We start from the raw sequence: 13,704 nt of genomic DNA on the forward strand, positions 1-13,704 counted from the left end.
CCTCACCCGCCGGCAGATGGCTCAGTCGCGCAGCTGGGTCTCGAGGACCGAGTTGGGGTGGAAGGCGACCGGGTCGCCGCGGCGGGTCGGACGGATGAGGTCGAAGCCGCCCGTCGTCACGAGCGCCCACGTCAGCGGCGCCTCGGGGTGGCCGAGGTGCCTCCCGCCGATCGGCACGAACAGGTCGAGCGCCTCGTGGGCGCAGTCGAGGTGGACGGGCGGGAACGCGAACAGGCCCGCGTCGGCCTCGTCCGAGCCGCCGATGAAGGCGACCGGACGGGTCAGCGGGTCGCCGCAGATCCCGCACACGCGGCTCAGCGCGCACCGGATCGCACGACGCTTGACGACCGAGGAGTGGTCGAGCGCCCCGCCGTCGTCCTCGCACGCGAACGGCACGGGGAGCCCGCCGAGCGACGGACGCCCGGCGAGCCCCGCCGTCACACCGACGCCGCGCCCGACCACTTGCCGAGCTCCGAGCGGCGCGTCGGACGCTCGTCGTCGCGCAGGCGTCGCTTCTCGCGGGGTGCGACCGGCGCCGGGTTGTCGCTCGTGCGACGGTTCGGCAGCGACAGCTTCATGATGGTCCGCAGCGTCTGCCCGTACTGCTTGTAGAGCGGTCCGGTCGTGTACGGGATGTCGTAGCGCTTGCAGATGTCCTTGACCTTGACCGAGATCGCCGCGTAGCGGTTGCTGGGCAGGTCGGGGAACAGGTGGTGCTCGATCTGGTAGCCGAGCTGGCCGCTCATGAGGTGCAGGAACTTCCCGCCGTCGAAGTTGGCCGAGCCGAGCATCTGGCGCAGGTACCACTCGGCGCGCGTCTCGTCCTCGAGCTCCTCCTCCGTGAAGTGCACGGCACCGTCGGGGAAGTGGCCGCAGAAGATGATCATGTACGACCAGAAGTTGCGCATGATGTTGGCCGTGAAGTTGGCGGTCAGCGTCTGCAGGAAGAACGGCCCGGTCAGCGCGGGGAACATGACGTAGTCCTTCAACGCCTGCTTGCCGATCTTGTCGCCGATCTGCTTGAGCTGCTTCTTGAGCAGCTTCGGGTCCTTCTCGCCCTTGCGGATCGACTCGATGTCGAGGTCGTGCAGCGCGACGCCGTACTCGAAGAAGGCCGCGAGCATGAAGTTGTAGATCGGCTGCCCCAGGTTGTACGGCGTCCACTTCTGGTCGCGCGACATGCGCAGGATGCCGTAGCCGACGTCGTTGTCGTGGCCGAGCACGTTGGTGAACTGGTGGTGGATGTAGTTGTGCGAGTGCTTCCACTGCTCGGCGGGCTGCGTCGTGTCCCACTCCCAGTTGGACGAGTGGATCTCGGGGTCGTTCATCCAGTCCCACTGGCCATGCATCGTGTTGTGGCCGATCTCCATGTTCTCGAGGATCTTGGCCGAGCCGAGCATCAGCGTGCCGAGCAGCCACGCGGGCGGGAAGAAGCTCGCGAAGAGCGTGATGCGGCCGGCGGCGGCGAGCCGGCGCTGCAGCGTGATGACCCGCGTGACGTAGTCGCGGTCGGCCTGGCCCCGGGACGCCTCGACCTCGCGGCGGATCTCGTCGAGCTCGGCGCCGATCGCCTCGATCTCCTCGTCGGACAGGTGGGTGTACTCACGGACGTCTGAGAACGCCATGCTGGTTCTCCTTCGGTGGGTTGGATCGTGCGGGGGTGGCACGTGCGGGAGCACGCGCTGGATGACTAGAGCGACAGGGTGCAGTCGCCGGCGGCGACCGACACGCAGGTCTGGATGTACTCGCCGGGCTCGCCGTGCTCGTCGCCGTTGCGCAGGTCGCGGACGCGGCCGGACGCGAGCGGGACGTCGCACGTGTGGCAGATGCCCATGCGGCAGCCGAACAGCATGTTGACGCCGGCCTTCTCGCCGGCCTCGAGCAGGGTCGTGGCGCCGTCGACGTCGACGGTGGGACCGCCCACGCCGAACGTGACCTCGCCACCGGACGCGGTGCCGTCGGCCGTCGCGAGCGTGAACCGCTCGACGTGGATCTGGTCGGACAGCCCGTACGTCTCGTAGTGCTGCGTGAACGCGTCGAGCATGCCGGCCGGGCCGCAGGCCCAGGTGGTGCGCTCGGCCCAGTCGGGGCAGACGTCGTCGAGCTGGTCGGCCGTCAGCATGCCGTCGGCGTCGGTGAACCGCTCGTAGAACGTGAAGCTCTGGTACCGCAGCGCCAGCACCCGCAGCTCGTGGACGAACATCATGTCGTCCTCGTTGCGCGCCGAGTAGACCAGCACGGCGTCGGGGATCGAGTCGCGGCGGTCGAGCGTGCGCAGGATCGACATGACGGGCGTGATGCCGCTGCCGCCGACGAGGAACAGCATCTTGGCCGGCGGCGGGTCGGGCACCGTGAAGTCGCCCTGGGGCGCGGCGAGCCGCACGATCGTGCCGGGCTCGAGGCCGTTGACCAGGTGGTCGGACAGGAAGCCCTCGGGCATCGCCTTGACCGTGATGCTGACGGTCTTGCCCTCGACCAGCGGCACGGACGACAGCGAGTACGAGCGCCAGTGGTATCGGCCGTCGATCTCGACGCCGATGCCGATGTACTGGCCCGGCGCGTGGTCGAACGTCCAGCCCCAGCCCGGACGGATGACGAGGGTCGCGGCGTTCTCGGTCTCGGGGACGACCTTCTCGACCCGGCCGCGCAGCTCGCGCTGCGACCACAGGGGGTTGATCAGGGCGAGGTAGTCGTCGGGCAGCAGGGGCGTCGTCATGGCCTTGCCGAGCTGGCGCAGCCGACGGACCGCCGATGATCGCTCGATGAGTGGTGCGGTCATGGACGTCCCCTTCGGTGTACAAGTGTTCACTAAGGCCTGTAACTCAGAGTGACACTTTGCCTTCGGCTATGCAACAGGACCTGTGTCACGTTCGCAGCGATGATGGAATCATGCGCCCGCTCCATCCCCTCCGCGACCTGAACGAACAAACTCTTCGCCGTCGTACCAGCATCAAGTGGCGGCAGTACCCCGACGACGTCCTGCCCCTGTGGGTCGCCGAGATGGACGTCGTCCCCGACGCGTCGATCAGGGCCGCGCTGACCGCGGCGATCGAGAGCGGCGACACCGGCTACCCCCACGGAACGGGGTATGCCGAGGCCCTGGCCGACTTCGCCGCGCGGCGGTGGGGGTGGGACGGTCTCGACCCGTCGCGCACGGCGTACGCGGCCGACGTCATGACCGGGATCGCCGAGGTGCTGCGGCTCGTGTCGGAGCCCGGCGGGCCGGTCGTGGTGAGCCCGCCCGTGTACCCGCCGTTCCTCGACGTCGTCGAGCACGTGGGTCGCACCGTCGTGGAGGCGCCGCTCGGCGCCGACGGCCGTCTCGACCTCGCGGCCCTCGAGGACGCCTTCCGCGTCGCGGCGGGCCGCGCCGCCTACCTGCTGTGCAACCCGCACAACCCGACCGCCGTCACGCACACCGCGGACGAGCTGGGGGCCGTCGCGTCCCTGGCCCGCGAGCACGGCGTGCGGGTCGTGGCCGACGAGATCCACGGCCCGCTCGTGCCCGACGGCTTCGTCCCCTACCTGTCGGTCGCCGGGGCCGAGGACGCCTTCGTCGTCACGTCGGCGTCGAAGGCGTGGAACCTGGCGGGTCTCAAGGCTGCGGTGGTCGTCGCGGGTCCCGAGGCCTCCGCCGACCTGGCGCGGCTGCCGGAGATCGTCTCGCACGGCCCGAGCCACCTCGGCGTGCTCGCCCACACCGTGGCCCTGCGCGACGGTGTGCCCTGGCTCGACGCCGTCGTGGCCGACCTGGCCGACAACCGGCGGCTGCTGGGCGACCTGCTCGACGAGCACCTGCCCGACGTGCGCTGGGCGCGGGGGTCGGCGACGTACCTGGCCTGGCTCGACTGCCGGGCGCTGGGTCTCGGCGACGACCCCGCGGCGTTCTTCCTCGAGCACGCCCGGGTCGCGCTCAACTCCGGTCTGACGTTCGGATCCGGTGGTGCAGGGCACGTCAGACTGAACTTCGCGACATCGCCGCCCCTTCTCGACGACGCGATCCGTCGTATGGCCCATGCGCTCGAGGTTCGTTCGGACTAGACCGCCTGGCCCGGTCGGGTGGTTCTGCCCCGACCGCTCGCCCCGCCCCCCGCAGTGCTCATACGATCGCGTCGGGAGCGATGTCATGGAGTGGACGAGCACGAGGGCGGGGCGGGCGCTGCGAGCGCTGCCGCCGCTGACGACCGCGACGGCGGCGATGTACGGCAGCGGGGCGGTGCTCCTCGTGGCGGGAGCCGTGTGGTGGACGCCCGGCAAGAACCCCCGCGGGGTCATCGCCGCGCTGGCGCTCGTGGCCGTCCTGATGTTCGTGTGGACGCTCGCACGGGGCGCGCGGTTCACGGTCGACGAGGCCCTCGTCATGACGGTCGTCCAGCTCGCGACCGTCGGCTGCCTGACGTGGACGACCCACCTGATGCTGGGCGCCTTCGCGAACGGCACGATCCTGCCGATCGTGGGCGTCTACACGATCTGGTTCCTGCGGCCCGTGGTCGGACGCGTCGTGCTCTACGCCGGAGCGCTCTGGTGGCTCGTCGCCGTGCTGCACCACGACCGTCCGACGCTCGTGCCGTTCGCGGCGTCGATGCTCATCCAGACGGTCGTCGCGACCGAGGTGTTCGCGCGCGTCAAGGCACGGATGGACCGCCTCGCCCGCACCGACCCGCTGACGGGCACGCTCAACCGGCGGGGCATCACCGAGGTGCTGGCCCGCGAGCTGGCCCGGGCGACGCGTCGTCAGCGGCCCATCTCGGTCGTCGTGATCGACCTCGACGGGCTGCGCGAGGTCAACAACGCCCACGGGCACGGCGCGGGCGACGACCTGCTCGCCGCCGTCACGCGGCACTGGATCGGTGGCGTGCGCCAGCACGACTCGGTCGGTCGCACGGGCGGTGACGAGTTCCTGATCGTGCTGCCCGAGACGACGCTCGAGCAGGCCCGCGCGATCGTCGACCGGCTCGAGGCCGGCTCGCCGGGCGCCTGGTCGGCCGGGGTAGCGATGGCCAAGCCCGAGGACTCGGCCGAGTCGATGCTGGAGCGGGCCGACCACCGCCTCTACGACGCCAAGGCGTCGCGGCACGGCGTCTGAGGCGTCCGGCTCCCTGACGTGCCCCGTCGGTCGATCCGACCTAGCGTGAGGACATGAGCGACGGACCCGATGCCGACCACGTACGACCCCCCGACGTCAGCGACGCGACGGTCGAGGCGCTCGGCAAGCTGAGCGAGGCGCTCGAGACCGTCGAGGAGGCGAGAGGGCACCTGTACGCCTTCCACCGCCGGTGCGGCACCGCCGACCTGGCGCTGGGCGAGGCCGTCGACCTGCTGCGCGAGGCGGGGCACGCCGACGTCGCCGACGCCATCGAGACCGACCTGGTGGGCCGCAACATCCTCGAGGGGCGGTGGTCGTTCCAGGTCGTCGAGGAGTACGACGCGGGCTACTACGCGGCGTTCGCCGAGCACGAGCGCGCGGCGCGCGACCGGCTGGCGGCGGGCCGCCGGCACCTGTTCGAGGCGGAAATGAAGGAGGACCGCCGCACGCACGGCCGGCGGCACCACGAGGCGACGCCCGGCACTTCAGCAGATTCTCAGTGATCGGCCCGATTGAGGCCCCGCAGCCCGGGGTACCGCGTCAGCAGTCGACGAAAGGAGCCCCCCATGGGACTCGGTGACAAGATCAGCAACGCGGCCGAAGACGCCAAGGGCAAGATCAAGGAAGCCACCGGCAAGGCGACCAACGACGAGTCGCTCGAGGCCGAGGGCAAGGGCGACCAGACCAAGTCTGACGTCAAGAAGGCCGGCGAGAACATCAAGGACGCCTTCAAGAGCTGAAGTCGTTCCCGAGACGGGCGCACCGACCACACGCTGGTCGGGCGCCCGTCTCCTGCGTCCGGGGGCGTGCGAGGGACGTGTCAGTCGCCCGACGCGTCGAGCGCGTCGGCCTCCGCGAGGGTCGGCGCCGACCCCCCGAGCCGCGCGGGGACCCAGTCGGCTCCGGCCGGGTGGTCGCCGTAGGCGTCCTGCACCTCGTGCAGCAGCGTGGTCATGGCGGCGTGCAGCGCCTCGGTCAGCTGCTCGGGCGTCCCCGCCGGCGGCACGGGCTCGCCCAGCGCCACCATGACGGGCGTGCCGGTGCGGCCCCAGTGCTTCGCCGCGCCCTTCGGCGCGATGCGCTGCGAGCCCCAGACGATGCACGGGACGATCGGAACGTCGGCCTCGAGCGCCATCCGGGCCGCTCCCGTCTTCAGCCGCTTGATCTCGTAGCTGCGGCTGATCGTCGCCTCGGGGTAGATCCCGACGACCTCGCCGCCCCGCAGCTCCTCGACGGCTGCGAGGTAGGCGTCGTGACCGGCCGACCGGTCGACGGGGATCACGCGGCAGCCCCACATGAGCCAGCGGACGACGGGGTTGCGCCGCAGCTCGATCTTGCCCATGAAGCGGATCAGGCGGCGGTCGACGTCGCGGACGCTGATGCCCAGGTACGTGAAGTCGACGTAGCTCGTGTGGTTGATCGCCAGCACGGCGCCGCCCTCGGCCGGCAGGCGCTCGCGGCCGACGCGCACGGTGCGGTGCCCGCCGACGGCGTTGACGCCCCGGAACACCAGCACCAGCAGACCGTAGATCACAGCGCGTCCAGGATCTCCAGCGTCTGGGCCCACGCGCGCGAGGTGGGGTCGATGACGACGAAGTGGTCGCCCTCGACCTCGGTGAGGGTCGCGTCGGCACCCGCGGCCGTCGCCCGCTCGACGTAGCCGGTCGACTGGCTCAGCGGCACCGTGGTGTCGTCGGTGCCGTGGACGCAGCGCACGGGGACGTCCAGCGGCACGAGGGCCGCCGGGTCGGCCTCGGCGTAGCGGTCGTCGACCGTGCCGCCCATGAAGCGCTGCACCGCGCCGGATCCGAGGTCGGCGGCGATCGCCGCGGCGAGGTCGAGCACGCCGGCCTGCGAGACCGCCGCCGTCACGGGCACGGCGGGCGACGTCCAGCGCTCGTCGGTCAGCCGCGGGCGTCCGGCCGCCCAGACGGCCAGGTGGCCGCCGGCGGAGTGACCGAGCGTCACGACCTTCGCGGTGTCGACCCCGTCGACCTCGGCGAGCCGGTCGATCGCCGCGGCGACGTCGTCAAACGTCTCGGGCCAGCCGCCGCCGTTGCCGACCCGCCGGTACTCGACGTTGTAGGCCGTCCAGCCCTCCGCGGCCAGCGACGTCGCCAGGGGACGGCCGAGCGACAGGTCGTACTGGTCGCGCCAGAAGCCGCCGTGGATCACGACCACGACACCCTTCGACGACCCCGACGGCCGGGTGAGCTCGGCCCGCTGCGACGGGTCGTCGCCGTACCTGATGATCTCCACGCGGGTCTCCCGTCCACCGTCGTCGTCCGTGCCGCCCCGCCTCGAGCAGGCCGCGGCGAGGGCGCCGAGCGCCATGATCGCGAGTGCGCTGCGTCGGTCCACGGTGCCAGTCAAGGCGAGCGCGGGGTGCACCGCCACCCGAACCGGTCGGGACACGTCGTCGCGACCGATAGAATCAGGGCTCGGTCGAGCCCGTGGAAGGAGGACCCGTGGACGTCCATGATCTCGACCGGTACCTCCTGGTGGGCGCGGCCGTCCTGATCCTCGCGATCCTCGCGGTGCGGCTGTCGGTCAGCATCGGGCTCCCGTCGCTGCTGGTGTACCTCGGCCTGGGGCTCGTGCTGGGCAGCTCGGGCCTCGGCATCGAGTTCGCCGACGTCGAGCTCGCCCACGCGCTGGGCTTCGGCGGCCTCGTCCTGATCCTGGCCGAGGGCGGACTCACCACGAAGTGGGAGCACGTCCGGCCCAATCTCGGCTACGGCCTGCTGCTGGCGACGCTGGGGTCCGCGATCAGCGTCCTGGTCGTCGCCCTGGGGGCCCACCTGCTGCTGGGCATGGACTGGGAGCTCGCGGTGCTGATCGCGGCGGTGCTGACGCCGACCGACGCCGCCGCGGTGTTCTCGGTGCTGCGCACCGTGCCCCTGAAGTCGTCCGTCACGGGCTCGCTCGAGGCGGAGTCGGGGCTCAACGACGCCCCGATCGTCGTGCTCGTCGTCGCGATCAGCGCCGGCGAGGTGGCCGACAAGGGCATCGGCTACCTGATCGGGCTGATCGTGTTCGAGCTGGTCGTCGGTGCCGTCATCGGCATCGCGATCGGCTGGCTCGGCGGGTACCTGCTGCGCCGGGTCGCGCTCCCGGCATCGGGTCTCTACCCGCTGGTGGTCTTCGCCTTCGCGGTGCTGGCGTACGGCGCGGCGGCCGGCATCCACGCGAGCGGCTTCGCGGCGGTCTACGTCGCGGCCCTGATCCTCGGCAACGCCGAGCTGCCGCACCGCACCGCCACGCGCTCGTTCGTCGAGGGCATCGGCTGGCTGGCGCAGATCGGCCTGTTCGTCATGCTGGGCCTCCTGGCGAGCCCCGACGAGCTGCAGTGGTGGCACGTCTGGCACGGGCTCGTGGTGGGCGCCATCCTGACGTTCGTCGCACGTCCCCTGACCGTCATGGCGTGCGCCGTCTGGTTCGGCCGCAGCCCGCGCGAGCAGGTTTTCGTCGGCTGGGCCGGCCTGCGGGGCGCGGTGCCGATCGTCCTGGCGACGATCCCGCTGTCGGCGCAGGTGCCGGGATCGCGCGACCTGTTCAACGTCGTCTTCGTGGCCGTCGTGATCTACACGCTGCTGCAGGCCGCTCCGCTGGCCCAGCTCGCGGCCGCCTGCGGCGTGCTGACCGACGAGGCCCGCGACGTCGAGGTCGAGGCCGCACCGCTCGAGCGGGTCTCGGCCGACCTGCTGCAGATCCGGGTGCCGACGGGATCACGTCTGGCCGGCGTCGAGGTCGGCGAGCTGCGGCTGCCGGTGGGGGCGTCGATCTCGCTGATCGTCCGCGACGATCGCACGTTCGTGCCGCACCGCACCGACCGGATCGCCGTCAAGGACGACCTGCTGGTCGTGGCGGAGCGCTCGGTGCGCGAGGAGGCCGAGGCGCGGCTGCGGGCCGTGGGCCGCTACGGACGTCTGGCCGGCTGGGGCCGCGACTCCCGCTGACCCGCGGGGCGGGCGGCGGGGTCAGGCGAGCGGGACGACCGGCACGCAGACCGTCATGTCGGTCGCGCTGGTGGTCGACGTCGCGGCGCCGGTCTTGAGACCGCGGTAGCGGTCGCCGACCACGACGATGATGCCGTCCTCGACCGTGATGTCGGGGGCGGCGTACTCGACCTTGTCCTTGAACTGCGCGGCGACCAGGGCCACGCGGGGGTCGTCGGGCGTGTCGGTCAGGATCGCGACGCGTCGCGGTGCCGCGGCGCTGTCGCTGTTGCCGATCTGACCGCCGCGGAAGCCGTTGGCCTGCAGCTCGATCAGCGCGCGGTTGGCCAGGCCGGAGCGCGACGAGGCGTTGAAGACGTTGACCGTGATGACGTTGCTGTCGATCGGGTCGCCGGCCGTGATGACCTCGTTCCTGCAGGTCGGGGCAGCCTCGACGGCGTCGCCGGTGCTCGCGGTCAGCAGCCGGAAGCCGACGACTCCTCCGAGCAGGAACACGGCGGTGGCGACCGTCAGGGTCAGGACTCTCATACCGGTTCTCATACGTGCTTGCCGATCGTGTGGACGCGGGCGTGGAGCATGTTGCGCTGCTGCAGGGCCGCGCGCAGGGCGCGGTGCAGCCCGTCCTCGAGGAACAGCTCGCCCCGCCAGCTGACGACGTGCGCGAACAGGTCGCCGAAGTAGGTCGAGTCGTCGTCGAGCAGGTGCTCGAGGTCGAGCGTGGTCTTGGTGGTCGTGAGATCGTCCAGACGCACCTGGGAGGGGGAGATCTCGGCCCACGAGCTCTGTGTCAGCCCGTGCTCCGGATAGGGGCGCCCCTCGCTCACCCTCCTGAAGATCACCGGATCAGTGTAAGCAGTCGGACCGCCGCCCGGCGGTAACCTGACGCCATGACGACGAGTGAGGACGCCCAGGCCGCCGCGGACGAGGCGGCGCGGGCCGCGGCCGACGCGCTCGCGGCCGCGCAGGCGGCGCAGCAGCGGGCCGACGAGCTCGCGGCCGCCGCGGCCGATGCGAGGGCGTCCGCCGCCGCGAGCGCCCCGACGACGTCCGACACGGCGGCGGGGTCGCAGATCGCCGACCTCGTGCGGGCCGGTTACGCCTTCGACGGCGTCGCGATCGAGATGGGTGCCCTGCTCGACGGCACGCCGCCCGACCTGGTGCCCGTCCCGTCGGCGCCGGTGCGCATCCCGCTGGCGATGCTCAACCGCCACGGCCTCGTCGCGGGGGCGACCGGCACGGGCAAGACCAAGACGCTGCAGGTGCTGGCCGAGCAGATCTCGGCCAACGGCGTGCCGGTCTTCGCGGCCGACATCAAGGGAGACCTCTCCGGCATCGCGACGGCCGGGACGCCCGACGACGCGCTGCTGGCGCGGACGCGGAGCGTCGGCCAGGACTGGCAGCCCGTCGCCTCGCCGACCGAGTACTACGCGCTCGGTGGCGTCGGCACGGGGCTGCCGGTGCGGGCCACGATCGACGCGTTCGGGCCGACGCTGCTGGCCAAGGTGCTGGGGCTCAACGCGACGCAGGAGTCGTCGTTGGGCCTGGTCTTCCACTACGCCCGGTCGGCCTCGCTGCCGCTGGTCGACCTCGGCGACCTGCGCGACGTCCTGACGCACCTGACCGGCGACGCCGGCAAGGCCGAGCTCAAGGCGCTCGGCGGGCTGTCGTCCGCGACGGTCGGGGTCATCCTGCGCGAGCTGATCGGCTTCGCCGACGAGGGGGCCGACGACTTCTTCGGCCAGCCCGAGATCGTGGTGTCCGACTTCCTGCGCACGGCGCCCGACGGCCGCGGCATCGTGTCGCTGCTCGAGGTGCCCGGCGTCCAGGACAAGCCGGCGCTGTTCTCGACGTTCCTGATGTACCTGCTGCGCCGCCTGTTCGAGGAGCTGCCCGAGGTCGGCGACTCCGACAAGCCCAGGCTGGTGTTCTTCTTCGACGAGGCGCACCTGCTGTTCGCCGACGCGTCCGACGACTTCCTCGAGACGATCACGCAGACCGTGCGGCTCATCCGCTCCAAGGGCGTCGGCATCTTCTTCGTGACGCAGACGCCCAAGGACGTCCCGGGCGACGTGCTGGCCCAGCTGGGCTCGCGCGTTCAGCACCAGCTGAGGGCCCACACGCCCGACGCCGCCAAGGCGCTGCGGGCCACCGTCTCGACGTACCCGACCACGTCGTACGACCTCGAGGAGGTGCTGACGTCGCTCGGCATCGGTGAGGCGATCGTCACGGTCATGAGCGATCGCGGCGCCCCCACGCCGGTCGCGTGGACGCGACTGCGCGCGCCGCAGGGCTCGATGCAGCCCACGCCGTCCGACCAGGTCGCCGCCGCCGTGGCGGGCTCGCCGCTGCTCGCCCGGTACGGCGCGGCGGTCGACCCCCGCTCGGCCAGCGAGATCCTCGGCGAGCAGGGGGCGGCGCGCGCCGCGGAGGCCGATCGCGCGGCCGAGGACGCGCGCGTGCGCAAGGAGGCCGACCGGCTCGAGAAGCAGGCGCCCCGGCGGGCGCCGCGGTCGTCCTCGCGCTCGCGCTCACGCAGGATGTCGCCGGTCGACCGCGCGGTGGGCGAGGCCAGCCGCACGATCGCGCGCGAGCTCGTCAAGAACCTGTTCAGGCGCCGGAGGTGACAGGCAGTATCGTGTTCTGAATCGCACGACGGGGGTACTCGGGGAAGAATTCGGGGCGAACCCCGGTTGCCTTGAGGGGTAACACCTCAGCAGAATCGACACGGGACGAGTCACCTGGGCCTCGTCCGCACGTGTGAGACCAGGTGCCACAGGAGGCGCGATGGCGCAGACGACACAGCAGGCGCAGAGCGTCCAGCGATCCCGCACGGCCGCGCTGCTGCCCGTCGTCGGTCGTGCCGGCGTCGAGATCGCGCTGATCGCGGTGCTCTACGTCGGGTACGTCGTGTCGCGGACCTTCGCCGACACCGCGTTCGCCCCGGCCCGCGGCCGCGCCCTCGACATCCTGACGTTCGAGAAGTCGTGGCGCATCGACATCGAGTCGTGGCTCAACGACATCTTCTTCGCGCACGACTGGATCGGCGTGGCCAGCAGCTACTGGTACGCCACGACCCACTACTTCGTGACGCTCGGCGTGCTGGTGTGGCTCTACCGCCGCAGCCGCCCCCTGTACGTCACGGCGCGTCGCGCGCTGGTGCTCGCGTCGCTGATCGGTCTGTCGTTCTACCTGCTGATGCCGACGGCACCGCCGCGGCTGGTGCAGTACGGCTACCACGACATCCTGAGCCTGCACTCGAACATCGGGTGGTGGAGCCAGAACGGATCGGCGCCCAAGGGCATGGGCGACATCACCAACGACCTGGCCGCGTTCCCGTCGCTGCACGCGGGTTGGTCGCTGTGGGTCGCGATCGTGCTGATCATGGCCGGTGTGCCCAGGATCGTGCAGCTGATCGGGCTGGCCTACGCCTTCATGATGTCGGTCGTCATCATCGGCACCGGCAACCACTGGGTCGTCGACGCGGTCGTGGGCTGGATGGTCGTCCTGGTCGCCTTCGGTCTCGTCACGGCGTGGGAGCGCGGACGCGGGTCCGGCTCGCACGACGACGAGGCGTAGCCGTTCGTCACCACCTAGCCGAGCGCGCGCCAACCGACGGACATCGGACCGACCAGTTCGCTTGCTGGCGCCATCCTCATCAGCCATCGCGAGGATGGTGTGACCTCGAATGGCTTCCGCCCCCGGGCCTTCTTCTCCAGGTAGCGATCGTGCGGGTGCCGAGAACGTCATGCTGCATCGCCGCCGACCTCTCGGGACCGGCCGGCCGGCGATCGACCTCGACCGGATCAACACCTTCGGCCGCACGGTTTCGTGTCATGCACCAGAGCTGTCCAGCAACTGTGACTGGCTCTGCCCTGGTCTGATCCGGTTACTGAGGTACCCCGATGCACGCGAGGCGCACATCCTAGTGCGCATAGTTGCTTGCGAGTGCGCCGAAGCACTTCTCGTCCAGGGCCTATCGTCTCGAATCGACACCGAGAAAGTGCGGCAAAGCGTTGCCTGGGGTTCGCGATCGCCGTGGAACGCTTCACGACGCCTAGTTGGCGGAGGATAGGGGATTCGAACCCCTGAGAGCTTTCACTCAACCCGCTTTCCAAGCGAGCGCACTAGGCCACTATGCGAATCCTCCGTCACTAAGATTACCTGTAGCCTCCGCTCGAGATCATTCGGGTGCCTCCAGTGCCGCGCGGCAACTGTGGGTCGCATCCTCGCCGCGGGGTGGGTCTGCCGGCGGCGCCGGAATCGACCACGATGCAGCCCGCCCCTCGGCCAGACTCGTCGTTCAGGTCCCGTATACTTGAGGAAGCCCCTCGCGTGGCGATATGTCGCTCAACTCCCCCAGGGCCGGAAGGCAGCAAGGGTCGGCGGTCTCTGTCGGGTACGCGAGGGGTCCTATCTGTCTTCCTGGCGGCGCCAGATGTCCTCGACTCAGTGATCGTTTCCCGTCGGGGTGTACGCGCGGTGCGCGACCTGGTCGGGCCGCGGCTAGTGGCGCCTGCCGTTTTCGAGGACTCGCGTGACCTCGGAGGCGGCGTCCGCGAACGATGCTTCTGTCCTTGCCCACAAGCCAGCGGCGATCGTTGACCGCTCGCGGTCGGCAGTGGGAGACGTCCGGCAGCACGAGCAACGGTCCGACGATCG

The 13,704-nt window shown here is 70.9% G+C and carries 14 protein-coding genes, 1 tRNA gene and 1 other RNA gene; 8 read left to right on the top strand and 8 right to left on the bottom strand.

The window, feature by feature from the left end; translation table 11 throughout:
- Positions 1-21: 21 nt before the first annotated feature.
- From IFT73_RS17145 to IFT73_RS17155, 3 genes are all read right to left on the bottom strand, one after another.
- Positions 22-462, bottom strand: a complete 441-nt coding sequence (locus IFT73_RS17145; RefSeq protein WP_192168671.1) for a hypothetical protein — start codon at positions 460-462, stop codon at positions 22-24.
- Complete coding sequence (locus tag IFT73_RS17150; protein WP_192168672.1) at positions 438-1,625, bottom strand: fatty acid desaturase; 1,188 nt, start codon at positions 1,623-1,625, stop codon at positions 438-440. The genes IFT73_RS17145 and IFT73_RS17150 overlap by 25 nt, the downstream gene beginning before the upstream one ends.
- Before the next feature lie 65 nt (positions 1,626-1,690).
- On the bottom strand, positions 1,691-2,779 hold the full coding sequence (locus IFT73_RS17155) for a ferredoxin reductase (protein ID WP_192168673.1): 1,089 nt from the start codon (positions 2,777-2,779) through the stop codon (positions 1,691-1,693).
- A gap of 110 nt (positions 2,780-2,889) precedes the next feature.
- On the opposite strand from IFT73_RS17155, the gene IFT73_RS17160 reads away from it, so the two are divergent.
- The 4 genes from IFT73_RS17160 (at position 2,890) to IFT73_RS17175 (ending at position 5,826) form a co-directional block, all read left to right on the top strand.
- On the top strand, positions 2,890-4,041 hold the full coding sequence (locus tag IFT73_RS17160; protein ID WP_192168674.1) for a MalY/PatB family protein: 1,152 nt from the start codon (positions 2,890-2,892) through the stop codon (positions 4,039-4,041).
- A gap of 85 nt (positions 4,042-4,126) precedes the next feature.
- On the top strand, positions 4,127-5,086 hold the full coding sequence (locus IFT73_RS17165) for a diguanylate cyclase (RefSeq protein WP_192168675.1): 960 nt from the start codon (positions 4,127-4,129) through the stop codon (positions 5,084-5,086).
- A gap of 53 nt (positions 5,087-5,139) precedes the next feature.
- The gene (locus tag IFT73_RS17170; RefSeq protein WP_192168676.1) at positions 5,140-5,589 is read left to right on the top strand and encodes a hypothetical protein; all 450 of its coding nucleotides are present in this window, start codon (positions 5,140-5,142) and stop codon (positions 5,587-5,589) included.
- 63 nt (positions 5,590-5,652) lie between these two features.
- A complete protein-coding gene (locus IFT73_RS17175; RefSeq protein ID WP_192168677.1) occupies positions 5,653-5,826 on the top strand; it encodes a CsbD family protein in 174 nt (57 codons plus the stop codon).
- An 80-nt stretch (positions 5,827-5,906) separates the two neighbouring features.
- On the opposite strand, the gene IFT73_RS17180 is transcribed toward IFT73_RS17175, so the two are convergent.
- Both IFT73_RS17180 and IFT73_RS17185 read right to left on the bottom strand, forming a co-directional pair.
- The gene (locus IFT73_RS17180) at positions 5,907-6,602 is read right to left on the bottom strand and encodes a lysophospholipid acyltransferase family protein (protein WP_197984346.1); all 696 of its coding nucleotides are present in this window, start codon (positions 6,600-6,602) and stop codon (positions 5,907-5,909) included.
- 14 nt (positions 6,603-6,616) lie between these two features.
- Complete coding sequence (locus tag IFT73_RS17185) at positions 6,617-7,447, bottom strand: alpha/beta hydrolase family protein (RefSeq protein WP_371811318.1); 831 nt, start codon at positions 7,445-7,447, stop codon at positions 6,617-6,619.
- A gap of 107 nt (positions 7,448-7,554) precedes the next feature.
- Here IFT73_RS17185 and IFT73_RS17190 point away from each other — a divergent pair, with 107 nt between their 5' ends.
- Positions 7,555-9,045: a potassium/proton antiporter gene (locus IFT73_RS17190; protein ID WP_192168679.1), complete on the top strand. Its 1,491-nt coding sequence runs from the start codon at positions 7,555-7,557 to the stop codon at positions 9,043-9,045.
- 21 nt (positions 9,046-9,066) lie between these two features.
- Here the strand turns inward: IFT73_RS17190 and IFT73_RS17195 are convergent, their stop codons facing one another.
- Complete coding sequence (locus IFT73_RS17195; protein WP_192168680.1) at positions 9,067-9,573, bottom strand: LytR C-terminal domain-containing protein; 507 nt, start codon at positions 9,571-9,573, stop codon at positions 9,067-9,069.
- A gap of 8 nt (positions 9,574-9,581) precedes the next feature.
- A complete protein-coding gene (locus tag IFT73_RS17200; protein WP_056604867.1) occupies positions 9,582-9,884 on the bottom strand; it encodes a type II toxin-antitoxin system VapB family antitoxin in 303 nt (100 codons plus the stop codon).
- A 48-nt stretch (positions 9,885-9,932) separates the two neighbouring features.
- On the opposite strand from IFT73_RS17200, the gene IFT73_RS17205 reads away from it, so the two are divergent.
- Complete coding sequence (locus IFT73_RS17205; RefSeq protein ID WP_192168681.1) at positions 9,933-11,669, top strand: helicase HerA-like domain-containing protein; 1,737 nt, start codon at positions 9,933-9,935, stop codon at positions 11,667-11,669.
- 160 nt (positions 11,670-11,829) lie between these two features.
- On the top strand, positions 11,830-12,621 hold the full coding sequence (locus IFT73_RS17210; protein WP_192168682.1) for a phosphatase PAP2 family protein: 792 nt from the start codon (positions 11,830-11,832) through the stop codon (positions 12,619-12,621).
- A 483-nt stretch (positions 12,622-13,104) separates the two neighbouring features.
- Here the strand turns inward: IFT73_RS17210 and IFT73_RS17215 are convergent.
- Positions 13,105-13,192, bottom strand: a tRNA-Ser gene (locus IFT73_RS17215).
- Positions 13,193-13,364: 172 nt separating this feature from the next.
- Between IFT73_RS17215 and ffs the strand changes: the two genes are divergently transcribed.
- Positions 13,365-13,461, top strand: an RNA gene (gene ffs, locus IFT73_RS17220) — signal recognition particle sRNA small type.
- Positions 13,462-13,704 lie beyond the last annotated feature (243 nt).

It is taken from the genome of Aeromicrobium sp. CFBP 8757 (genome assembly GCF_014841755.1).
Lineage (GTDB): Bacteria > Actinomycetota > Actinomycetes > Propionibacteriales > Nocardioidaceae > Aeromicrobium.